This is a genomic window from Pseudomonas sp. P2S-1, assembly GCF_057197725.1.
In genome coordinates this window covers 4231503-4251846 of the sequence record NZ_CM170068.1, presented here as the reverse complement: position 1 = coordinate 4251846, position 20344 = coordinate 4231503, and the positions used below count along the sequence as shown (strand labels likewise).

23 protein-coding genes are annotated in these 20344 nt (G+C 64.7%); 9 read left to right on the top strand and 14 right to left on the bottom strand.

The window, feature by feature from the left end; translation table 11 throughout:
* Positions 1 to 14 precede the first annotated feature (14 nt).
* The 4 genes from ftsY to rpoH all read left to right on the top strand — a co-directional run bounded on the left by ftsY (position 15) and on the right by rpoH (position 4091).
* The gene (gene ftsY, locus AC2CQI_RS18990) at positions 15 to 1433 is read left to right on the top strand and encodes a signal recognition particle-docking protein FtsY (RefSeq protein ID WP_075805209.1); all 1419 of its coding nucleotides are present in this window, start codon (positions 15 to 17) and stop codon (positions 1431 to 1433) included.
* Positions 1430 to 2101: a cell division ATP-binding protein FtsE gene (gene ftsE / locus AC2CQI_RS18985; protein ID WP_075805208.1), complete on the top strand. Its 672-nt coding sequence runs from the start codon at positions 1430 to 1432 to the stop codon at positions 2099 to 2101. The genes ftsY and ftsE overlap by 4 nt, the downstream gene beginning before the upstream one ends.
* The gene (ftsX, locus tag AC2CQI_RS18980; RefSeq protein WP_075805207.1) at positions 2098 to 3123 is read left to right on the top strand and encodes a permease-like cell division protein FtsX; all 1026 of its coding nucleotides are present in this window, start codon (positions 2098 to 2100) and stop codon (positions 3121 to 3123) included. Before ftsE ends, ftsX begins: the two co-directional genes overlap by 4 nt.
* Before the next feature lie 113 nt (positions 3124 to 3236).
* Positions 3237 to 4091 (top strand): RNA polymerase sigma factor RpoH, encoded by an 855-nt coding sequence (gene rpoH, locus AC2CQI_RS18975; RefSeq protein WP_075805206.1) that lies wholly within the window; start codon positions 3237 to 3239, stop codon positions 4089 to 4091.
* A gap of 196 nt (positions 4092 to 4287) precedes the next feature.
* Here the strand turns inward: rpoH and mtgA are convergent, their stop codons facing one another.
* Complete coding sequence (mtgA, locus tag AC2CQI_RS18970; protein WP_484577582.1) at positions 4288 to 4992, bottom strand: monofunctional biosynthetic peptidoglycan transglycosylase; 705 nt, start codon at positions 4990 to 4992, stop codon at positions 4288 to 4290.
* 68 nt (positions 4993 to 5060) lie between these two features.
* Here mtgA and AC2CQI_RS18965 point away from each other — a divergent pair, with 68 nt between their 5' ends.
* From AC2CQI_RS18965 to trmB, 4 genes are all read left to right on the top strand, one after another.
* Entirely contained in the window at positions 5061 to 5432 is a 372-nt protein-coding gene (locus AC2CQI_RS18965; RefSeq protein WP_484577581.1) for a DUF423 domain-containing protein, read from the top strand.
* A gap of 102 nt (positions 5433 to 5534) precedes the next feature.
* On the top strand, positions 5535 to 5735 hold the full coding sequence (gene thiS / locus AC2CQI_RS18960) for a sulfur carrier protein ThiS (protein ID WP_075805235.1): 201 nt from the start codon (positions 5535 to 5537) through the stop codon (positions 5733 to 5735).
* A gap of 51 nt (positions 5736 to 5786) precedes the next feature.
* Complete coding sequence (locus AC2CQI_RS18955) at positions 5787 to 6581, top strand: thiazole synthase (protein ID WP_075805203.1); 795 nt, start codon at positions 5787 to 5789, stop codon at positions 6579 to 6581.
* A 9-nt stretch (positions 6582 to 6590) separates the two neighbouring features.
* Positions 6591 to 7316 (top strand): tRNA (guanosine(46)-N7)-methyltransferase TrmB, encoded by a 726-nt coding sequence (trmB, locus tag AC2CQI_RS18950; RefSeq protein ID WP_075805202.1) that lies wholly within the window; start codon positions 6591 to 6593, stop codon positions 7314 to 7316.
* 103 nt (positions 7317 to 7419) lie between these two features.
* Here trmB and AC2CQI_RS18945 read toward each other — a convergent pair whose 3' ends face one another.
* From AC2CQI_RS18945 to AC2CQI_RS18900, 10 genes are all read right to left on the bottom strand, one after another.
* Positions 7420 to 7746, bottom strand: coding sequence for a DUF3392 family protein (locus AC2CQI_RS18945; RefSeq protein WP_075802167.1), 327 nt, complete (start codon positions 7744 to 7746; stop codon positions 7420 to 7422).
* A gap of 9 nt (positions 7747 to 7755) precedes the next feature.
* Complete coding sequence (hemW, locus tag AC2CQI_RS18940) at positions 7756 to 8970, bottom strand: radical SAM family heme chaperone HemW (protein ID WP_484577580.1); 1215 nt, start codon at positions 8968 to 8970, stop codon at positions 7756 to 7758.
* Positions 8967 to 9563 carry an RdgB/HAM1 family non-canonical purine NTP pyrophosphatase gene (gene rdgB / locus AC2CQI_RS18935; protein ID WP_484577579.1) on the bottom strand — a complete coding sequence of 199 codons (597 nt, stop codon included), beginning with the start codon at positions 9561 to 9563 and terminating at the stop codon, positions 8967 to 8969. The genes hemW and rdgB overlap by 4 nt, the downstream gene beginning before the upstream one ends.
* A complete protein-coding gene (locus AC2CQI_RS18930) occupies positions 9560 to 9994 on the bottom strand; it encodes a DUF4426 domain-containing protein (RefSeq protein WP_075802164.1) in 435 nt (144 codons plus the stop codon). The genes rdgB and AC2CQI_RS18930 overlap by 4 nt, the downstream gene beginning before the upstream one ends.
* Positions 9995 to 10021: 27 nt before the next feature.
* On the bottom strand, positions 10022 to 10642 hold the full coding sequence (metW, locus tag AC2CQI_RS18925) for a methionine biosynthesis protein MetW (RefSeq protein WP_075802163.1): 621 nt from the start codon (positions 10640 to 10642) through the stop codon (positions 10022 to 10024).
* Between the two features lie 7 nt (positions 10643 to 10649).
* Positions 10650 to 11789, bottom strand: a complete 1140-nt coding sequence (gene metX / locus AC2CQI_RS18920) for a homoserine O-succinyltransferase MetX (RefSeq protein WP_075802162.1) — start codon at positions 11787 to 11789, stop codon at positions 10650 to 10652.
* Positions 11790 to 11986: 197 nt separating this feature from the next.
* A complete protein-coding gene (locus AC2CQI_RS18915) occupies positions 11987 to 12577 on the bottom strand; it encodes a YggT family protein (protein WP_075802161.1) in 591 nt (196 codons plus the stop codon).
* 10 nt (positions 12578 to 12587) lie between these two features.
* The gene (gene proC / locus AC2CQI_RS18910) at positions 12588 to 13406 is read right to left on the bottom strand and encodes a pyrroline-5-carboxylate reductase (RefSeq protein WP_484577578.1); all 819 of its coding nucleotides are present in this window, start codon (positions 13404 to 13406) and stop codon (positions 12588 to 12590) included.
* 38 nt (positions 13407 to 13444) lie between these two features.
* The gene (locus AC2CQI_RS18905) at positions 13445 to 14131 is read right to left on the bottom strand and encodes a YggS family pyridoxal phosphate-dependent enzyme (protein WP_484577577.1); all 687 of its coding nucleotides are present in this window, start codon (positions 14129 to 14131) and stop codon (positions 13445 to 13447) included.
* Between the two features lie 195 nt (positions 14132 to 14326).
* Complete coding sequence (locus tag AC2CQI_RS18900; RefSeq protein ID WP_484577576.1) at positions 14327 to 14959, bottom strand: C40 family peptidase; 633 nt, start codon at positions 14957 to 14959, stop codon at positions 14327 to 14329.
* A gap of 156 nt (positions 14960 to 15115) precedes the next feature.
* On the opposite strand from AC2CQI_RS18900, the gene AC2CQI_RS18895 reads away from it, so the two are divergent.
* The gene (locus tag AC2CQI_RS18895) at positions 15116 to 15535 is read left to right on the top strand and encodes an NINE protein (RefSeq protein WP_075802157.1); all 420 of its coding nucleotides are present in this window, start codon (positions 15116 to 15118) and stop codon (positions 15533 to 15535) included.
* 48 nt (positions 15536 to 15583) lie between these two features.
* Here the strand turns inward: AC2CQI_RS18895 and AC2CQI_RS18890 are convergent, their stop codons facing one another.
* From AC2CQI_RS18890 to AC2CQI_RS18880, 3 genes are all read right to left on the bottom strand, one after another.
* Complete coding sequence (locus tag AC2CQI_RS18890; protein ID WP_075802156.1) at positions 15584 to 16273, bottom strand: SPOR domain-containing protein; 690 nt, start codon at positions 16271 to 16273, stop codon at positions 15584 to 15586.
* Position 16274: 1 nt separating this feature from the next.
* On the bottom strand, positions 16275 to 18011 hold the full coding sequence (argS, locus tag AC2CQI_RS18885) for an arginine--tRNA ligase (RefSeq protein ID WP_484577575.1): 1737 nt from the start codon (positions 18009 to 18011) through the stop codon (positions 16275 to 16277).
* Positions 18012 to 18116: 105 nt separating this feature from the next.
* A complete protein-coding gene (locus tag AC2CQI_RS18880; protein WP_075802154.1) occupies positions 18117 to 20336 on the bottom strand; it encodes a primosomal protein N' in 2220 nt (739 codons plus the stop codon).
* Between the last annotated feature and the right edge of the window lie 8 nt (positions 20337 to 20344).

Sequence of the window (20344 nt, the reverse complement as noted above, 5' to 3'; positions counted from 1 at the left end):
GATAGCCGTCTTCCATGTTTGGTTCCAACGACGACAAAAAAACGCCGGGCGCCCCCGGTGAAAAGAAAGGCCTGTTCGGCTGGCTGCGCAAGAAGCCCCAGCAACCTGTTGTGGAACAGCCTGAAACCCCAGTCCCAGACGCTCCCGAAGCTGCTCCGGCAGTGATCGCGGAGGCGCCGGTGGTTGCTGCGCCGGTGGTCGCTCCCGAGCCTGTAGCGCCGGTGGTGGTCGAGACGCCCGTTGCACCGCCGCCTGTGCCGGAATCCAGCCTGGTCCTGCCGGTGCCGGAAGAGCCCGTGGCCCTGGTGCCGGACCTGGAGCCGACACCTCCGCCGCCGATTCCTGAACTGCCCGCTGCAGTTGCCCAGCCAGAGCCGGAACCGGCTCCTGTCGTGACTCCGCCACCTGCAGCCGTGGTTGCCCCGGTGGTCGTGGCCGAGCCCGAGCCGGTCATCGCGGCGCCTGTTCCAGCACCTGCCCCTGCGCCGGTTGAAGAAGCCAAGACCGGCTTCTTCGCCCGCCTCAAGCAAGGCCTGTCGAAGACCAGCGCGAGCATCGGCGAGGGCATGGCCAGCCTGTTCCTCGGCAAGAAGGCCATCGACGACGACCTGCTCGACGAAATCGAAACCCGCCTGCTGACCGCCGACGTCGGTGTCGAAGCCACCACCCTGATCGTGCAGAACCTGACCCAGAAGGTCGCGCGCAAGCAATTGGCCGATGCCGACGCCCTGTACAAATCGCTGCAGGCCGAGCTGGCTGCGGTGCTCAAGCCGGTCGAACAGCCGCTGCGCATCGAATCGCAGAACAAACCCTTCGTGATCCTCGTGGTCGGCGTCAACGGCGCGGGCAAGACCACCACCATCGGCAAGCTGGCCAAGAAGCTCCAGCTCGAAGGCAAGAAGGTCATGCTGGCGGCCGGCGACACCTTCCGCGCTGCGGCGGTGGAGCAGTTGCAGGTGTGGGGCGAGCGCAACCATATCCCGGTCATCGCCCAGCACACCGGTGCCGACTCGGCCTCGGTGATCTTCGACGCGGTGCAGGCTGCCAAGGCCCGTAACGTCGACGTGCTGATCGCCGACACCGCCGGTCGCCTGCACACCAAGGACAACCTGATGGAAGAGCTGAAGAAGGTCCGTCGGGTCATCGGCAAGCTCGATGCCGACGCGCCGCACGAGGTCCTGCTGGTCCTCGACGCCGGTACCGGCCAGAACGCCATCAACCAGGCCAAGCACTTCAACCAGAGCGTCGAGCTCACCGGCCTGGCCCTGACCAAGCTGGACGGCACCGCCAAGGGCGGGGTGATCTTCGCCCTGGCCAAGCAGTTCGGCCTGCCCATTCGCTATATTGGCGTAGGGGAAGGGATCGACGATCTGCGTCCGTTCGAGGCAGAACCCTTCGTTAAAGCGCTGTTTGCCGAGCAGGAGCATCCATGATTCGATTCGAACAGGTCGCCAAGCGCTATCCGAATGGTCACGTTGGCCTGCATGAGTTGAGTTTTCGGGTACGGCGGGGCGAGTTTCTGTTCGTGACCGGTCACTCCGGCGCCGGCAAGAGCACCCTGTTGCGCCTGCTGCTGGCGATGGAGCGTCCGACCAGCGGCAAGCTGCTGCTGGCCGGGCAGGACCTGGGCCAGATCAGCAATGCGCAGATTCCCTTCCTGCGCCGGCAGATCGGCGTGGTGTTCCAGAACCACCAGTTGCTGTTCGACCGCACCGTGTTCAACAACGTCGCCCTGCCGCTGCAGATCCTCGGCCTGTCCAAGGTCGAGATCGCCAAGCGGGTCGATTCGGCGCTGGAGCGCGTGGCCCTGTCGGACAAGGCCGAGCTGTTCCCCGGCGACCTGTCCACCGGCCAGCAGCAGCGCGTCGGCATCGCCCGCGCCATCGTTCACCGTCCGGCCCTGCTGCTGGCGGATGAACCCACCGGTAACCTCGACCCGCGCCTGGCCGCGGAGATCATGGGTGTTTTCGAAGATATCAACCGCCTGGGTACCAGCGTGCTGATCGCCAGCCACGACCTGGCCCTGATCGCGCGCATGCGTCACCGCATGCTGACGCTGCAGCGCGGCCGCCTGATCGGCGATGGGGAGGCCGGGCAATGAGTGCGACACGCAGTCCGAAAGTATCCGAACGGGTGGCGCCGAAGCCGGCCGATCCACAACCGAAGAAAAAGAAGGAACGGGACGAGGACGACGGTCCGGACTTCCGTACCCTGCTGCACGCCTGGCTGGAAAGCCATCGTTCCAGCCTGATGGACAGCCTGCGCCGCCTCGGCAAGCAGCCGATCGGCAGCTTCTTCACCTGCCTGGTGATGGCGGTGGCGTTGAGCCTGCCCATGGGGCTGTCGCTGATCCTGAGCAACGTCGAGCGTCTTGGCGGTTCGTGGCAGCGGGCGGCGCAGATTTCCCTGTACCTCAAGCTGGATTCCAGCGTGCGCGAGGGTGAAGCCCTGCGCGACCAGATCAAGGGTCTGCCGGGTGTGGCCGACGCCGAGTACGTCAGCCGTGAACAGGCCTTGACCGAGTTCCAGAAACAGTCCGGCCTCGGCGACGCCCTGCGCGAACTGCCGGAAAACCCGCTGCCGGGCGTGGTGGTGGTAACCCCGGACGAGGTCGACAAGCCGGCCCTGGACGCCCTGCGCCAGCGCCTGGCGGAACTGCCGCATGTCGAACTGGCCCAGCTCGACCTGGTCTGGGTCGAGCGCCTGGCGGCGATTCTCAAGCTGGGTGACCGGTTCGTCTTCGGCCTGACCGTGCTGCTGGTCTCGGCGCTGCTGCTGGTGATCGGCAATACCATCCGTTTGCATATCGAGAACCGGCGCACGGAAATCGAAGTGATCAAGCTGGTCGGTGGTACCGACAGCTATGTGCGCCGCCCCTTCCTTTATATGGGGGCGCTGTACGGTCTGGGGGCGGGGATCCTGTCCTGGGGCGTGCTGGCATTCGGGCTGAACTGGCTGAATGACGCGGTTGTCGACCTGTCGGGACTGTATGGCAGCGATTTCGCCCTGGCCGGGGTGCCCTCTGCCGATGGTCTGTCGCTCTTGCTTGGGGCAGTGTTGTTAGGGTATATCGGTGCATGGATCGCGGTGGCCCGTCACCTGAGTGAGCTGGCGCCACGATAGTGTCTTTTTGCTGGTATTGACTATTAGGGTATTTAGGGAACTTGTCTCGCGGTTCCCGGTCAATGTTGGCAGTGCCTACGGGCACGAGTTCAGTGAGTCGGAGGTTTTTTCGTATGACCACTTCGTTGCAACCTGCTTACGCCCTGGTCCCTGGTGCAAACCTCGAGGCCTACGTGCACACGGTGAACAGCATTCCATTGCTGACCGCCGAGCAGGAGCGTGAACTGGCCGAGAGTCTCTACTATGAGCAGAACCTTGAGTCCGCTCGGCAGATGGTGCTCGCGCACCTGCGTTTCGTCGTACATATCGCTCGTAGCTACGCCGGCTACGGGCTGGCCCAGGCCGACCTGATCCAGGAAGGCAACGTTGGCCTGATGAAGGCGGTCAAGCGCTTCAACCCGGAAATGGGCGTGCGCCTGGTGTCCTTCGCGGTGCACTGGATCAAGGCCGAGATCCACGAGTTCATCCTGCGCAACTGGCGCATCGTCAAGGTTGCGACCACCAAGGCCCAGCGCAAGCTGTTCTTCAACCTGCGCAGCCAGAAGAAACGTCTGGCCTGGCTGAACAACGACGAAGTGCATCGCGTCGCTGAAAGCCTGGGTGTGGAGCCGCGGGAAGTCCGCGAGATGGAAAGTCGCCTGACCGGCCAGGACATGGCCTTCGACCCGGCCTCCGAGGCGGACGACGACAGTGCCTTCCAGTCGCCGGCCAACTACCTGGAAGACCATCGCTACGACCCGGCTCGCCAACTGGAAGATGCCGATTGGAGCGACAGTTCGTCGAACAACCTGCACGTTGCCTTGCAGGGCCTGGACGAGCGCAGCCGCGACATCCTCTACCAGCGCTGGCTGGCCGAGGAAAAGGCCACCCTGCATGACCTGGCGGCCAAGTACAGCGTTTCGGCGGAGCGTATCCGCCAGCTGGAGAAGAATGCGATGAACAAGGTGAAGGCCCTGATCGCTGCTTGAGGCTCCGGTAGATAATAAAAACCCGACTCGCAAGGTCGGGTTTTTTGTTGCCTGCAATTTCCGCTATCCCTGTAGGAGCGTGGCTTGCCCGCGAAGGACTGCGCAGCAGTCCCAAATTCTCGGTGTCACCACTATTTTTGGGACCGCTGTGCGGTCCTTCGCGGGCAAGCCACGCTCCTACAGGGCACGAGTTGGTTCATCTTGAAGTGTTGAGCTGCTCCAGATAACTATCCCCACCCAACTGGCTCATCTGCTGCCGAATCCACCCGGCCCGCCGCGCTACATAGCTGCTCGGCCGACTGGCACTCCAGTTCCTCGGATTGGGCAACACCGCCGCCAGCAGACTCGCCTGCTGCCGGGTCAGCTGACTGGCATTCACCCCAAAGTGATGCCGCGCCGCCGCCTGTGCGCCAAACACCCCTTCATCCCACTCGGCACTGTTCAGATACACCTCGAGAATCCGCTCCTTCGACCAGAGCAGCTCGATCAGCCCGGTAAACCACACCTCCAGCCCCTTGCGCAGCCAACTGCGGCCGGACCAGAGAAACTGGTTCTTCGCCACCTGCTGGCTCAGGGTGCTGGCGCCACGGATGGTCCCGCCGCGCTCGTTATGCGCCAGCGCAGCCTGGATGGCGGTGAAGTCGAAACCATAGTGGCTGGCGAACTTCTGGTCCTCGCCGGCGATCACCGCCACCTTGAGATCATCGGAGATCTTCTCCCACGGCTCCCAGTCCCGTTGCAGGTCGATAGGCTCGCCATCGATCCACGACTCGATCTTGCGCTCGACCATCAACGCCGTGCCCGGCGGCGGCACGAAACGGAAGATCAGCACCAGCACGACGCTGCCAGCGGCGAACCAGAGCGCGGCACGATAAAGGCGGCGGAGAACGAGTGACAGCATGATGATGGCTTGGCCGCGGCGGATGAGCGGGCCATTATACAGACCCGTGTCTCCTTGGAGTTCTTCGCATGCTTCGCAGCTTCCTCTTGCTCGCGGCCTTCTTCGGCTTCACCGGTGTCGCCCTCGGTGCCTTCGCCGCGCATGGCCTGAAAGCCCGCCTCAGCGCCGAATACCTGGCGATCTTCCACACCGGCGTCACCTACCAGCTGATCCACGCCCTGGCCCTGTTCGGCGTGGCCATCCTCAGCGTGCACCTGCCGGGCCGCCTGACCACCTGGGCCGGGAGCCTGTTCATTCTCGGCATCCTGCTGTTCTCCGGCAGCCTGTACATCCTCACCCTGAGCGGCATCGGCAAGCTCGGCATCATCACCCCGATCGGCGGCCTGGCCTTCCTCGGCGGCTGGCTGTGCCTGGGCCTGACGGCCTGGCGGCTGAGCTGACTCGCGGGTCGAAAATCGTGACGAATGGTGTCGACCGCCCTTGGGTTCAAGCGCGGATCGGCGCTAGAATGCGGGCCCCTGAAAACAATGGCGGCCGTGCGCATGCGCATTCAACTGAACGGTGAACCTTACGAATTGCCCGACGGCGAAAGCGTCGCGGCCCTGCTCGGTCGGCTCGACCTGACCGGGCGCCGGGTGGCGGTCGAACTGAACCTGGACATCGTGCCGCGCAGCCAGCACGACAGCACCGCCCTCAACGAGGGCGACCAGGTCGAGGTGGTCCACGCCATCGGCGGCGGCTAGTCACCAGCCCGCGACCACCGGCAAGTCCCTCCCCCTACAAGAGGATCAACGATGAGCAACGTTCGTAGCGACAAGCCCTTCACCCTGGCCGGTCGTACCTTCCAGTCGCGCCTGCTGGTCGGTACCGGCAAGTACCGCGACATGGAAGAAACCCGCCTGGCCATCGAGGCCTCGGGCGCCGAGATCGTCACCGTCGCCGTGCGCCGGACCAATATCGGCCAGAACCCGGGCGAGCCGAACCTGCTCGACGTACTGCCGCCAGACCGCTACACCATCCTGCCGAACACCGCCGGCTGCTATGACGCCGTCGAAGCCGTGCGCACCTGCCGCCTGGCCCGCGAGCTGCTGGATGGCCACAACCTGGTCAAGCTGGAAGTGCTGGCCGACCAGAAGACCCTGTTCCCCAACGTGATCGAAACCCTCAAGGCCGCCGAAGTGCTGGTCAAGGACGGTTTCGACGTGATGGTCTACACCAGCGATGACCCGATCATCGCCCGCCAGCTGGCCGAAGCCGGCTGCATCGCGGTCATGCCGCTGGCCGGCCTGATCGGCACCGGCCTGGGGATCTGCAACCCGTACAACCTGCAGATCATCCTCGAGGAAGCCAAGGTCCCGGTGCTGGTGGATGCCGGTGTCGGTACCGCGTCCGACGCCACCATCGCCATGGAGCTGGGTTGCGAAGCGGTGCTGATGAACTCGGCCATCGCCCACGCCCAGCAGCCGATCATGATGGCTGAGGCCATGAAGCACGCGATCATCGCCGGTCGCATGGCCTACCTCGCCGGCCGCATGCCGAAAAAACTCTATGCCAGCGCCTCGTCGCCGCTGGATGGCCTGATCAAGTAAGAGTCCCAGATGACCGAATCGCAAGAAACGCCTGTCACCGAAGAAGGCGAAGAGCGCCAGCACCGCCGCATCAAGAGTTTCGTGATGCGCGCCGGGCGCATGACCGAAGGCCAGCAACGCGGCCTGGACCAGGGTGGCCCGCTGTTCATCCTGAAGCTGGCCGACAGCCCGGTGGACTACGACCAGGTGTTCGGTCGTTCGGCGCCGCGCACCCTGGAAATCGGCTTCGGCATGGGCCACTCCCTGCTGGAGATGGCGGCGGCTGCGCCGGAGCAGGACTTCATCGGTGTCGAAGTGCACCGTCCGGGTGTCGGTGCGCTGCTTAACGGCGTGCTGACCCAGGGCCTGAAGAACCTGCGGGTGTATGACTGCGATGCCATCGAAGTGCTGAACCGCTGTGTCGCGGACAACAGCCTCGATCGCCTGATGCTGTTCTTCCCGGATCCATGGCACAAGAGCCGTCACCACAAGCGCCGTATCGTCCAGCCGGAGTTCGCCGAGCTGGTGCGGCGCAAGCTGAAGGTTGGCGGTGTGTTCCATATGGCTACCGATTGGGAGCCTTATGCCGAGTACATGCTGGAAGTGATGGCGGTGGCGCCGGGTTATCGCAACCAGGCGGCGGACGGGGCCTATGTGCCGCGGCCGCAAGAGCGGCCGATCACCAAGTTCGAGCGCCGGGGTGAGCGCTTGGGGCATGGGGTGTGGGATTTGAAGTTCGAGAAGCTGGCTGATTGATGCAGCGCTTCTGAGGGCCTCATCGCTGGCAAGCCAGCTCCCACAGGTACGGTGTATGCAGTACCTGTGGGAGCTGGCTTGCCAGCGATGAGGCCCTCAACTATTACCCCCGCCGATCGGCCACTACACCGATCAACACCAGCACCACCAGCAACACCGGAGCCAGCGCATAGTTGTTGAACTGGCTCAATCCCTTCACCACCCACGGGGTGGCATAGATCAGCGCAGCGCCGCTGCCGATCAGCACCAGCAGTGCCATGAACGGCACGCGCAATGCGCCAGCCAAGTTGCCCAGGCGGCCTTCGACCCAGGCCTTGATGTCGGTGCCGAACAGCACCAGCAGGCAGCCCACCAATGCCAGGGAAATCTCCGACAGGTTGCTGCGGCTCCAGCGGGAGACGGTCGAGAGCAGGTCGAGTACCAGGTCCATGCGCTTTCCTTAGGTCAAGAAGTACTGCAACAGGTCATTGAGGAACAGCTGGCCACGTGGCGTGGCGACCAGCCGCGTCGGTTCGACTTGCAAAAGGCCCTTTTGTTCGGCCTCGCGACGGGCTTCCTTCAACTGTTCCATCGGCAGCCCGGTACGTTCGCTGAAGAGCGTAGCTTCCACGCCCTCGGTCAGGCGCAACGCATTCATCAGGAATTCGAACGGCAGCTCGTCCAGCGGCAGCAGCTTTTCCCCCGCCTTGAAGGCCTTCGCCGGGTTCAGGTAGTCCTTCGGCAGGCGAGTCTTCCAGGTGCGCAGGATGCGTCCGTCCGGGTGGCTGAGCTTGCCGTGGGCACCGGCGCCGATACCGATGAAATCGCCGAAACTCCAGTAATTCAAATTATGTCGCGCAGCCTTGCCCGGCTGAGCGTAGGCGGAAATCTCGTACTGGCGATAGCCGTGGCGGGCCATCAGTGCCTGGCCGGCTTCCTGGATATCCCAGAGGATGTCGTCCTCCGGCAGTTCCGGCGGCTGGTTCCAGAACACCGTGTTCGGTTCCAGGGTCAGCTGGTACCAGGACAGGTGCGTCGGCTTCAGGTCGATGGCCTGTTGCAGGTCGGCCAGAGCCTCTTCCAGGCTCTGGTCCGGCAGGCCATGCATCAGGTCTAGGTTGAAGTTGTCGAACCCGGCATTGCGCGCCATGTCCGCCGCGCGAATCGCTTCGTCACCGTTGTGGATACGACCGAGGGCCTCCAGCTTGCTCTGCTGGAAGCTCTGGATGCCGATGGACAGGCGGTTGATCCCCAGCTGGCGGTAGGCCTTGAACTTCTCCTGTTCGAAGGTCCCGGGGTTGGCTTCCAGGGTGATCTCGATATCGCTGGCGAACGGAATCCGCTGCTCGACCCCGGCCAGCAGCCGGCCCAGGGCCTTGGCGCTGAACAGGCTCGGCGTACCGCCACCGAAGAAGATGCTGCTGATCGGCCGGCCGTAGACGGCTGGCAGCTCCTGGTCCAGATCGGCCAGCAGCGCGTCGACGTAGTCCTCTTCAGGCAGGTTGGCGCTGGCGGTGTGGGAGTTGAAGTCGCAGTACGGGCATTTGCGCACGCACCACGGGATATGGATGTACAGCGCCAGGGGCGGTAGCTGCGGCAGTGCCGCCCGTGGTGCTTGAGTGGTGAAACCTGCCTCGTCCGCGTGCAGTGGCTGGGCTGGCGATTTTTCGGTCATGCCAGGCCCAGACGTTTACGCAGCAGGCTCATTGCACGGGCGCGGTGACTCAATTGGTTCTTGTCGGCAGGTGCCAGGTCGGCGCTGGAGCAGTTGGTTTCCGGCACCCAGAACAGCGGGTCGTAGCCAAAGCCGTGCTCGCCGCTGGCGGCGGTGAGGATGCGCCCGTGCCACAGGCCTTCGCAGAGGATCGGCAGCGGGTCATCGGCGTGCCGCACCAGGGCCAGGACGCAGACGAACTGCGCACCGCGCTCGGCTTCCGGCACGTCCTTCAGCGCGTCGAGCAGCTTGGCGTTGTTCGCCGCGTCGCCCTTGCCGTCGGCATAGCGCGCGGAATAGATGCCCGGCGCACCGCCGAGGAAATCCACGGCCAGGCCCGAGTCGTCGGCCAGTGCCGGCAGGCCGGAAATGCGCGCGGCATTGCGCGCCTTGAGGATGGCGTTCTCGACGAACGACAGGCCGGTCTCTTCCGGCTCGACGCTGCTGAATTCACCGATGGAACGCAGTTGCACGGTGTCACCGAGCATGGCCTGCAGTTCTTTGAGTTTGCCGGCGTTGTGGCTGGCCAATACGAGTTGCTGGATTTTCATCATTCGCCCGGGAATACGGTTTGAGTGAAGCTGAAGTCGTTGCTGGTGTCACCGGAGCCGACCTTGATCGCGAAGGTGCGGCTTTCTTCCTGTTCGATCGGGAACTGCGCCAGGTAGTAGATGGCGCCCTGGTCGGTGACCTGCTTGAAGGTCAGGGCGCTCTTGCGGCTGGTCAGGTCGCTGACGCTGCCGCTGACGTTGGCCACCGCAGGCTTGCCGCCCTTGAGCACGGTGACGTTGATCACGCCCTGGTTCTTGCTGCGGATCAGCCCGGCGGCCTGGGCCGTGGCGGGCTGCACAAAGGTGGAGTTGAACACGCTGTAATGCACGGTCACGTCACCGAAGACTTCCTTGCGCTCCGGTTTCGCGGCATCGGCCGCCAGTGCCGGCACGGCCAGGCACAGGCTGATCAACAACAGGGCTAGACGACGCATGATCCTATCCTCCGATTTCAACGACGGTTATACCGCGACCTTGTGCTCCTGCAGGCCGGGGCTGCTGACACGATAGATACCGATCTCACCTAGAAGATTAGGCCACAGGCGACCACCCCAGCCGTTGCGGTGACGATTGTCCACCGCCAGGCGGTTCAGCACCTGGGCGCGGCGTTCGCTGCACAGGGCCTCGAAGTCCTCGAAGGTGCAGAAGTGGATGTTCGGCGTGTTGTACCAGGTATACGGCATGAAGTCCGACACCGGCATGCGACCCTTGGTCGCCAGGTACCAGCGGCAGCGCCAGTGACCGAAGTTGGGGAAGGTGATGATGCACTGGCGACCGACCCGCAGCATCTCGTCGAGAATGCGGTCCGGGTACTCCACGGCCTGCAGGGCCTGGGTCATGACCACCACGTCGAAGCTGTTGCTGGCGAAGTTGCCCAGGCCCTTGTCGAGGTCCTGCTCGATGACGTTGACGCCCTTGGCCACGCACTCGGCGATGTTGTCGGCGTCGATCTCCAGGCCATAGCCGGTGACCTGCTTGGTATCGCGCAGCGACGCCAGCAGCTCGCCGTTACCGCACCCCAGGTCGAGGACGCGGCTGCCGGCGGGGATCCAGTCCTGGATGATTTCCAAATCGGCTCTCATGGGGTCCTCAGCAGGCAATGCGTTTCATGTAGTTGGTGAAGCCCTGGATGTAGCGCTGGGTCGGGATCAGGAAGGCGTCGTGGCCGTACGGCGAGTCGATCTCCAGGTAGCAGACGTTCTTGCGTGCGGCGATCAGCGCATCGACGATTTCCCGCGAGCGGGCCGGGGAGAAGCGCCAGTCGGTGGTGAAGGACATCACGCAGTAGTCGGCGGTCACGTGGGCCAGGCTCGCCGCCAGGTCGCCGCCGTGGCGGGCAGCCGGGTCGAAGTAGTCCAGCGCCTTGGTCATCAGAAGGTAGGTATTGGCGTCGAAACGCCCGGAAAACTCCTCGCCCTGGTAGCGCAGGTAGCTTTCCACCTGGAACTCGACGCTGTGGAAGTCGTAGTTGAGTTTGTCGCTCTTCAGCTCGCGGCCGAATTTCTCGCCCATGGAGTCGTCGGACAGGTAGGTGATGTGCCCGACCATGCGCGCCAGCATCAGCCCGCGCTTGGGGATCACGCCCTGGTCCTGGAACGAGCCGCCATGGAACTCCGGGTCGGTGAGGATGGCCTGGCGGGCGACTTCGTTGAAGGCGATGTTCTGCGCCGACAGGCGGGGTGCCGAGGCGATGTCCACGCAGTGGCGCACGCGATCCGGGTAGGTGATGGTCCATTGCAGGGCCTGCATGCCGCCGAGGCTGCCGCCGACGATGGCGGCCCATTGCTGGATGCCCAGGCGATCGGCCAGGCGCGCCTGGCTGTGCACCCAGTCTTCCACGGTCAGTACCGGGAAATCCGCGCCGTAGGGCTTGCCGGTGGCTGGGTTGACGCTGCTCGGGCCGGTGCTGCCGTTGCAGCCGCCGAGGTTGTTCAGGCTGACCACGAAGAAGCGGTTGGTATCGATCGGCTTGCCCGGGCCGATGCAGCTGTCCCACCAGCCCGGCTTGCGGTCTTCGGCCTTGTGGTAGCCGGCGGCGTGATGATGGCCGGACAGCGCGTGGCAGATGAGCACGGCGTTGCTGGCAGTGCTGTTGAGCGTGCCGTAGGTTTCGTAGATCAGCTCGTAGGTGGCCAGCGAACGGCCACAGGCGAGGGCCAGCGGTTCATCGAACCGGGCAATTTGCGGTGTAACCAGACCGACGGAATCTTCGGGAAGGACAGTGGACATCGACCCTGCTCACGCGTGAATGACGCGTCAGTCTAAAGACCACCGGGGGGAGCGGCAAGCAATGTGCCAAGGTGAATCGTGGTGAGCCCATCGCTGCGGTGCGGCGATCCGACAAGCCAGCTCCCACAGGTTCGGTGCATGCAGTACCTGTGGGAGCTGGCTTGCCAGCGATGAGGCCATCAGCAACAGCGATGAAATCAGATCAGACGACGCAGCACTTCCGGCATCCCGGTCATCAGCGCCAGGTTGTTGATCACCAGCATGTCGATCAGCTTCAGCGCCATGAACGCGAGGATCGGCGAGATATCCAGGCCGCCCAGGTTCGGCAGGATACGGCGGAACGGCGCGAGGAACGGGTCGCAGATCTGGTTGATCAGCTGGGCACCCGGGTTATGGCTGCCCGGCGCGACCCAGGAGAGGATCACGCTGATGATCAGCGCATAGAAGAAGATGTTTAGGAACAGCGCAGCCAGGCCGATCAGCGACCAGATCAGCAGGCTCAGCGGGTTGCCGGCGGTGCCGTAGAGCAGCACCAGGATCACGCCCATCAGCAGCATCTGCACGATGATTGCCAGCACCAGCGAAGACATGTCCAGGCCGAACACGCTGGGGATGATCCGGCGCATCGGCTTGAGCAGCGGCTGGGTGGCGCGCACGGCGAACTGGCTCAGCGGGTTGTAGAAGTCGGCACGGACCAGCTGCAGGATGAAGCGCAGCATGATCACCAGCAGGTACAGGCTGCCCAGGGTCTGCAGGATGAAGACGGCGGCAGAACTCAATCCGATCATGTAAGGCTCCTTATTTGCCCAGTTGTTCGGCCATTTCGGCCGAGCGGTGCGCGGCGGCGCCCAGTGCTTTTTCGACCAGGGCCTCGAAACCGTCAGCCTGGAAGGATTTGATCGCCGCCTCGGTGGTACCGTTCGGCGAGGTCACGCGGCGGCGCAGCTCGGCAGCGTCGACATCGCTGGATACGGCCATATGGGCGGCGCCGAGGGCGGTTTGCAGGGTCAGCTTCGAGGCGACCTCGCGGGACAGGCCCAGCTTCTCGCCGGCCGCAGTCATGGCCTCGATCAGCAGGAAGAAGTAGGCCGGACCGCTGCCGGAGACGGCGGTGACGGCGTCCAGCTGGGCTTCGCTGTCGAGCCACAGGGCGATGCCCACGGCCGACAGCAGTTGCTCGGCCTGCTGGCGCTGTTCGGCGCTGACTTCGGCGGTGGCGTACAGGCCGCTGACGCCCTGGCGCAACAGGGACGGGGTGTTGGGCATGCAGCGCACGATCGGCTGGGCGCCGAGCCAGGCGTTCATGCTGGCGCAGGTGATGCCGGCGGCGATGGACACCACCAGTTGCCCGGGCTTGAGGTTCGGCTTGAGGGCTTCGCATACGGCTTTCATCGCCTGCGGCTTGACCGACAGCACCACCACGTCGGCGCCTTCGATGGCCTCGGCGTTGCTTTCGAACAGGTCGATGCCGTGTTCGGCATGGATCTTCGCCCGTTGCTCGGCGCCCGGGTCGCTGGCGCGGATCTGCGCGGCTTCCAGGCCCTGGGCGCGCAGGCCGCCGATCAGGCTGGCGGCCATGTTGCCGGCGCCGATAAAGGCAATACGAGTCTTGCTCATGTCAGGTCCTTGAGAGGGTGTAAGGGAAAAAGCATGGGTCAGGCCTGGCCGTAGTCGCGGGCGCCGAACAGCGCGGTGCCGATGCGGACCCAGGTCGCGCCCTGGGCGATGGCGCTTTCCAGGTCGTGGCTCATGCCCATGGAGAGGGTGTCGAGGCCGAGGCCCAGGCTGTCCTGCAGCTCGCGAACGCGAGCGAAGGCGGCATCCTGGGCGGCGCGATCGTCGGTGGGCTCGGGGATCGCCATCAGGCCGCGCAGGCGCACCTTCGGCAGGGCGGCGATGGCCTGGGCCAGGGCTGGCAGCTCTTCCGGGGTGCAGCCGGACTTGCTGGCCTCGCCGCTGACGTTGACCTGCAGGCACAGGTTCAGCGGCGCCAGATGGTCCGGGCGCTGTTCGGAAAGGCGTTGTGCGATTTTCAGTCGATCCACCGAATGTACCCAGTCGAAGTGCTCGGCAATGGCGCGAGTCTTGTTCGACTGAATGGGGCCGATGAAGTGCCAGGTCAAGGGCAGGTCGGTCAATTCCGTCTGTTTGCCCAGGGCTTCCTGGAGATAGTTCTCGCCGACATCGCGCACGCCGGCGGCGAAGGCTTCGCGTACGGCGCTGGCGGGCTTGGTCTTGCTCACGGCCAGCAGCTGGATGTCCGCCGGATTGCGCCCGGCAGCCGTGGCGGCGGCCTGGATGCGGGCGGCGAGGGTGGAGAGGTTGTCTGCGAGGGTGGACATGGGTTCGATGCCGGCAGCTTCTGGGTCCGGGGCATTCTACCCGCTTGTCGCGGCTTTATGGCACTAGGCCGGGTGGCGGGGTGCTGCTGATGGCCCTATCGCCGGCAAGCCAGCTATCACAGGTACTGCATGCACCGAACCTGTGGGAGCTGGCTTGCCAGCGATAGGGCCATCAGCCTCAATAAAAATTCTGGATCAGCGCTTGGCCAGGCGAAGCTGCTGTTGCTGCTGCGGCAACACGCGCTTGGCGACCACGTAATGCTTCTTCCAGTACGGCTTGTTCAGCGTATCGATGGTCACATTCTTGCCGGTACGCGGGGCATGAATGAAGCGGTCGTTACCGAGGTAGATCGCCACATGGTTGACCCGGCGGCTACGGATATTGAAGAACAGCAGGTCGCCGGGCTTGAGGTCCTTGCGATCCACTTTCACCCCGTGGTCGCCACTGGCCATGGCACTGGAGGTGCGCGGCAGGTCGACTTCATCGATATCGTTGAAGGCGTATTTCACCAGCCCGCTGCAGTCAAAACCCTTGCCCGGCGTGCTGCCGCCCCAGCGATAGGGTGTGCCCAGCTGGTTGACGGCGCGGCTGAGCACATCGCTGCTCTGGCTGGCGGGCATCTGTGCGACCACCTGCTTGGCGGCGGCGTTGCTGATGCGATGGTTGGAACGGGACTTGTTGATACTGCTCTTGTTCGAGCGAACCGCCGTGGAACTCGCGGTGTAACCGACAAAGCCGTTGGGAAGACGTTGCTCACGGTTGGTGGCGTGGGCGGCCAGGGGCAATAATAGGCAAATAGTCAGCCATGTCTTGAAAAATAGACGCATTAGGCAAGGCTCTTGTGTGTGTTGGCGGGCAACTTTATAACAGCTTTTTGGTCAATTTCTGATCCGCTGGTCGTCTCGGAACTGTCACACGTCGGTAAGTTCCAAAAAAGTCACACGATTTTTAGATATTTTTTTCCTAACCCGCAGAGGCTATGAATGAACGGTTATCAAAACGCAGGACGCCCCGATACCCACAGCAAGGTCATCGGTTACCTGTTATGGATCTTCGGATTTCTGGGGGCGCATCGCTTTTATTACGGCAAGCCGGTCACCGGCACCATCTGGTTCTTCACCCTGGGCCTGCTGGGCATCGGCTGGATCATCGACCTGTTCCTGATCCCGGCGATGGACCGCGAAGCCGACCTGCGCTTCCACGCCGGCCCGGTCAACTACAGCGTCACCTGGCTGCTGCTGACCTTCCTCGGCGTGTTCGGGGTGCACCGGATGTTCATGGGCAAGTGGATCACCGGGGTGATCTACCTGTTCACTGGCGGTCTGTTCCTGATCGGCGTGCTGTACGACTTCTGGACGCTGAACACGCAGATCTCGATGAAGAACGCGCAAGAGCGCTACTAAGCAAAAAGGCCCTGATTCGCATCAGGGCCTTTTCGTTTGCGGCGGGAGTTACTGGCGGGTCTGGCGTTGCTGCAACAGCAGGTTGTTGAAGCCGCTGCCGGCCAGTTGCTTCTGTGCCACGGTCAGCTGTTCGCGGTTGCTGAACGGGCCGACCAGCACGCGGTACCAGGTTTCTTCCTTCACCGTGCCGGATTCCACCTGCACCGACTGCCCGAGCAGGATGATCTGCGCCCGGACCTTGTCCGCGTCCGCCTGTTTGCGGAACGAACCCGCCTGCAGATAGAACTGCGTGGTGGCTGCCGGTTTGATCACCGGCGGCGCGGGCGGCGGCACCTCGCCGTTGAGCGCGGCCTGGGCGCGGGCCGTGTCGATCTTCGCCGCTTCCGCCGGGGTCACCGGAGGCTGCGCGGGGACCGGCGGGGTTTTCTCCGGCACGGCTTCCGGTGGCACGATGACTTCCGATTCCGGCAGCAGGGTGTAGAAGTCGTACTTCGGCTTCACGGGGGCCTGCGGGCTGGGCGGGGTCTTGTTGGCTTCGGCGATCTTCTCGGCCTTCTGCTGCTCCGGCTTCTCGCGCTTCACATCATCCCGACCCGGTTCCAGCTTCATCAGGAAGACGATGAAGGCGCCGATGGTCAGGCCGGCGGCCAGCCACATCCAGCCTGGGATCGGCGCCTTGGCCGCAGGCTGGTTGCGGCTGGCGCCGCGCTTGGGAGCAGGTTTTTTCTTGGCAGCCAACTTACATGCGCTCCAGGGTTTCCAGGCCCAGCAGTTCCAGGCCCTGTTTCAGGGTGCGGCCGGTCAGGGCAGCCAGCCGCAGGCGGCTTTGCTGCTGTTCCGGGGTCTCCGCGGCGAGGATCGGGCAGTTCTCGTAGAAGCTGGAGAACAGGCCGGCAACGTCGTACAGGTAGCTGCACAGGATGTGCGGGGTGCCTTTCTCGGCGACGTTGTTGAGGATCTCGGCGAACTGCGCCAGGCGCGCGGCCAGGTCCTGTTCCTGCTGGGCCTGCAGCACGATGTGGCCGTCGACTTCGCTGAAGTCCTTGCCCAGCTTGCGGAACACGCCGGCGACGCGGGTGTAGGCGTAGAGCAGGTAAGGCGCGGTGTTGCCTTCGAAGTTCAGCATCAGGTCGAAATTGAAGCTGTAGTCGCTGGTGCGGTGCTTGGACAGGTCGGCGTATTTCACCGCGTCGATGCCGACCACTTTGGCGATGGCGCGCAGTTCATCTTCCGGCAGTTCCGGGTTCTTTTCCTTGACCAGGGTGTAGGCGCGTTCCTTGGCTTCGTTGAGCAGGTCGATCAGCTTCACGGTGCCGCCGTCACGGGTCTTGAACGGACGGCCGTCGGCGCCGTTCATGGTGCCGAAGCCCATGTGCTCGGTCTGCATCGGGTGGCTGATGAAGCCGGCGCGGCGGGCCACCTCGAACACCTGCTGGAAGTGCAGGGCCTGGCGCTGGTCGACGAAGTACAGGGCGCGGTCGGCGTGCAGCACGTTGCTGCGGTAGCGCACGGCGGCCAGGTCGGTGGTGGCGTACAGGTAGCCGCCGTCGGCCTTCTGCACGATCACCGGCAGCGGCTCGCCCTCGGCGTTCTTGAATTCCTCGAGGAACACACACTGGGCGCCGTTGCTCTCGACCAGCAGGCCCTTGGCCTTGAGGTCGCTGACCACGTTGGCCAGGTCGTCGTTGTAGGCGCTCTCGCCCATGACGTCGGCCATGGTCAGCTTGACGTTGAGCAGTTCGTAGGTCTTCTGGCAGTGGGACAGGGAGATGTCCTTGAAGCGGGTCCACAGCGCCAGGCACTCGGCGTCGCCGGCCTGCAGCTTGACCACCAGGCCACGGGCGCGGTCGGCGAACTCTTCGGACTCGTCGAAGCGCTTCTTCGCGGCACGGTAGAAGTTTTCCAGGTCCGACAGCTCGTCGCTGGTGATGGGGTTTTCCTGCAGGTAGGCCATCAGCATGCCGAACTGGGTGCCCCAGTCGCCGACGTGGTTCTGGCGGATCACGTCGTCGCCGAGGAATTCCAGGACTCGCGCCACGGCGTCACCGATGATGGTCGAGCGCAGGTGGCCGACGTGCATTTCCTTGGCCAGGTTCGGCGCGGACAGGTCGACCACTACCTTCTGCGCGGCGCCAGCCTTGTGCACGCCGAGCTTGGCGTCGGCCAGGGCGGCGTCCAGGCGCGAGGCCAGGGCCTGGGTGTTCTGGAAGAAGTTGAGGAAGCCGGGGCCGGCGATCTCGACCTTGCTCACCTGCGGGTCGGCCGGCAGCGCGGCAATGATCTTCTCGGCCAGGTCACGGGGCTTCAGGCCGGCCGGCTTGGCCAGCATCATGGCGATGTTGCTGGCGAAATCACCGTGGGTCTTGTCCCGGGCGTTCTCCACCTGGATCGCCGGCGCCAGCCCTTCAGGCAGCACACCGTCGGCGGTGAGTTGGGTCAGGGCTTGCTGGATGAGCTGGCGAATGGTGTCTTTCATGGGATTCTCTTTCGACCGCAAGCGCGGTGGCGCTTCGAGGCGCAGGTGGAAAAACTGGGCATTATCCGTTGCCGGACACGGGTTGCCAACCTTTTGGGGCCGGGGTCAGTACAGGTCCACGGGGTCCACGTCGATCGACCAGCGCACCTGGCGACCGCTCGGCAGGCTCTCCAACACTAGCAGCCAGGCGGCGATCAACCGGTGCAACGGCGCCCGGGCGTTGGCCTGCAAGAGTAGCTGGGCACGGAAGCGGCCGGCACGGCGTTCCATCGGCGCCGGCACCGGACCGAGCAATTCGATGCCATGCAGACCCTGCTCGGCGAGCAATCGTTCGGCGGCGGAACAGGCTTCGTCGAGAAAACTTTCCGCCTGCCCCGGCTTGTGCGCTTCGGCGCGCAGCAGGGCGAGGTGGGCGAAGGGCGGCAGGCCGGCGGCGCGGCGCTCGCTCAAGGCCTGTTCGGCGAAGGCGAAATAGCCCTGCTCGGTGAGCTGGACCAATAAAGGATGGTCGGCCAGGTGGGTCTGGATGATCACCTTGCCCGGCTCCTCGGCCCGTCCGGCGCGGCCGGCGACCTGGACGATCAACTGCGCCATGCGCTCGCTGGCGCGGAAGTCGCCGGAGAACAGCCCGCCATCGGCGTCGAGGATGGACACCAGGGTCACCCGCGGGAAGTGATGCCCCTTGGCGAGCATCTGCGTGCCCACCAGGATGCACGGCTGGCCGCGCTGGATGGTGGCGAACAGCTGGTTCATCGCGTCCTTGCGCGAGGTGCTGTCGCGATCGACCCGCAGCACCGGATAGTCCGGGAAGAGGATGCTCAGGCGTTCCTCGGCGCGCTCGGTACCGGCGCCGACCGGGCGCAGGTCGACATGGTTGCACTGCGGGCACTGGCGCGGCACGCGCTCGTCATAACCGCAATGGTGGCAGCGCAGCTCGCCGGAGCGCTGGTGCACGGTCATCCGCGCATCGCAGCGCGGGCACTCGGACAGCCAGCCGCAATCGTGGCACAGCAGGGTCGGGGCGAAGCCGCGGCGGTTGAGGAACACCAGCACCTGCTGGCCGGCGGCGAGGGTCTGGCCGATGGCCTGCTGCATCGGGCCGCTGATGCCGCTGTCCAGAGGCCGGCTCTTCACGTCCAGGCGCAGGAAGCGCGGGGCCTGGGCGCCGCCGGCGCGGTGGTTCAGGCGCAGCAGGCCGTAGCGGCCGGAATGGGCGTTGTGCAGGCTTTCCAGGGACGGCGTGGCCGAGCCCAGCAGGATCGGGATGTTCTCTTGCCGTGCCCGCACCAGGGCCAGGTCGCGGGCGTGGTAACGCAGGCCTTCCTGCTGTTTATAGGAGCCGTCGTGCTCCTCGTCGATGATGATCAGGCCCGGGTTTTTCATCGGCGTGAACAGCGCCGAGCGGGTGCCGATGATGATATCGGCCTCGCCATCACGGGCGGCGAGCCAGGCGTCGAGGCGTTCGCGATCATTGACGGCGGAGTGCAGCAGGGCGATGCGCGCGTTGAAGCGCTGTTCGAAGCGCGCCAGGGTCTGCGGGCCGAGGTTGATCTCGGGGATCAGGATCAGCGCCTGCTTGCCGGCTTCGAGGGTCTCGCGGATCAGTTGCAGGTAGACCTCGGTCTTGCCGCTGCCGGTCACGCCGGCCAGCAGGAAGGCGTGGAAGGCCCCGAAACCGGCGCGCACGGCATGGAAGGCGGCGCGCTGTTCGTCGTTCAGCGGCAGTTCCGGCTGGGCCAGCCAGTGTTCGTGGCGTGCCTGCGGGGCATGGCGGCGGACTTCCACCTGGACCAGCTCCTTGGCCAGCAGCAGGTCGAGGCTGTCCTTGCTCAGGCCGAGCTTGCTCAGCAGGCCATGGGCGACACCGTGGGGATGTTGCGCCAGGGTGTGCAGGGCTTCGCGCTGGCGTGGCGCGCGGGCGATGCGCGGATCGTCGGCGCGCGCGTTCGGCGCCACCTGCCAGAAGCGCTCCTGCCGCGCCTCGGCCGGCTCGCCCTGGCGCAGCAGCACCGGCAGCGCCCAGCTCAGGGTGTCGCCGAGGCTGTGCTGGTAATACTGGGCAGTCCACAGGCACAGCTTGAACAGCGCCGGGGGCAGCGGCGACACCGGGTCGAGCAGGGCGATCGCCGGTTTCAGCTTGTCGGCGGGCACCTCGCTGTGTTCGGCGACTTCCACGAGGATGCCGATCATCTCCCGGCGCCCGAACGGCACGCGCACGCGCATGCCCGGGGTCAGCGCCTGGCGGGCCATGCTCGCCGTGGCCCTGTAGTCGAACAGCCTGCGCAGGGGCGAAGGCAGGGCAAGGCGAAGGATGACGTCGGACACGCGCAGTT

Bases quoted from the DNA above. Each gene is read 5' to 3' on its own strand.
- thiS (WP_075805235.1), top strand. From the start codon at position 5,535: ATGCGCATTCAACTGAACGGTGAACCTTACGAATTGCCCGACGGCGAA.
- AC2CQI_RS18955 (WP_075805203.1), top strand. From the start codon at position 5,787: ATGAGCAACGTTCGTAGCGACAAGCCCTTCACCCTGGCCGGTCGTACC.
- AC2CQI_RS18915 (WP_075802161.1), bottom strand. From the start codon at position 12,577: ATGATCGGATTGAGTTCTGCCGCCGTCTTCATCCTGCAGACCCTGGGC.
- argS (WP_484577575.1), bottom strand. From the start codon at position 18,011: ATGAAAGACACCATTCGCCAGCTCATCCAGCAAGCCCTGACCCAACTC.
- AC2CQI_RS18965 (WP_484577581.1), top strand. From the start codon at position 5,061: ATGCTTCGCAGCTTCCTCTTGCTCGCGGCCTTCTTCGGCTTCACCGGT.
- ftsY (WP_075805209.1), top strand. From the start codon at position 15: ATGTTTGGTTCCAACGACGACAAAAAAACGCCGGGCGCCCCCGGTGAA.
- ftsX (WP_075805207.1), top strand. From the start codon at position 2,098: ATGAGTGCGACACGCAGTCCGAAAGTATCCGAACGGGTGGCGCCGAAG.
- trmB (WP_075805202.1), top strand. From the start codon at position 6,591: ATGACCGAATCGCAAGAAACGCCTGTCACCGAAGAAGGCGAAGAGCGC.
- rdgB (WP_484577579.1), bottom strand. From the start codon at position 9,563: ATGATGAAAATCCAGCAACTCGTATTGGCCAGCCACAACGCCGGCAAA.
- metX (WP_075802162.1), bottom strand. From the start codon at position 11,789: ATGTCCACTGTCCTTCCCGAAGATTCCGTCGGTCTGGTTACACCGCAA.
- rpoH (WP_075805206.1), top strand. From the start codon at position 3,237: ATGACCACTTCGTTGCAACCTGCTTACGCCCTGGTCCCTGGTGCAAAC.
- proC (WP_484577578.1), bottom strand. From the start codon at position 13,406: ATGAGCAAGACTCGTATTGCCTTTATCGGCGCCGGCAACATGGCCGCC.
- mtgA (WP_484577582.1), bottom strand. From the start codon at position 4,992: ATGCTGTCACTCGTTCTCCGCCGCCTTTATCGTGCCGCGCTCTGGTTC.
- AC2CQI_RS18900 (WP_484577576.1), bottom strand. From the start codon at position 14,959: ATGCGTCTATTTTTCAAGACATGGCTGACTATTTGCCTATTATTGCCC.
- AC2CQI_RS18905 (WP_484577577.1), bottom strand. From the start codon at position 14,131: ATGTCCACCCTCGCAGACAACCTCTCCACCCTCGCCGCCCGCATCCAG.
- AC2CQI_RS18930 (WP_075802164.1), bottom strand. From the start codon at position 9,994: ATGCGTCGTCTAGCCCTGTTGTTGATCAGCCTGTGCCTGGCCGTGCCG.
- hemW (WP_484577580.1), bottom strand. From the start codon at position 8,970: ATGACCGAAAAATCGCCAGCCCAGCCACTGCACGCGGACGAGGCAGGT.
- ftsE (WP_075805208.1), top strand. From the start codon at position 1,430: ATGATTCGATTCGAACAGGTCGCCAAGCGCTATCCGAATGGTCACGTT.
- metW (WP_075802163.1), bottom strand. From the start codon at position 10,642: ATGAGAGCCGATTTGGAAATCATCCAGGACTGGATCCCCGCCGGCAGC.
- AC2CQI_RS18895 (WP_075802157.1), top strand. From the start codon at position 15,116: ATGAACGGTTATCAAAACGCAGGACGCCCCGATACCCACAGCAAGGTC.
- AC2CQI_RS18945 (WP_075802167.1), bottom strand. From the start codon at position 7,746: ATGGACCTGGTACTCGACCTGCTCTCGACCGTCTCCCGCTGGAGCCGC.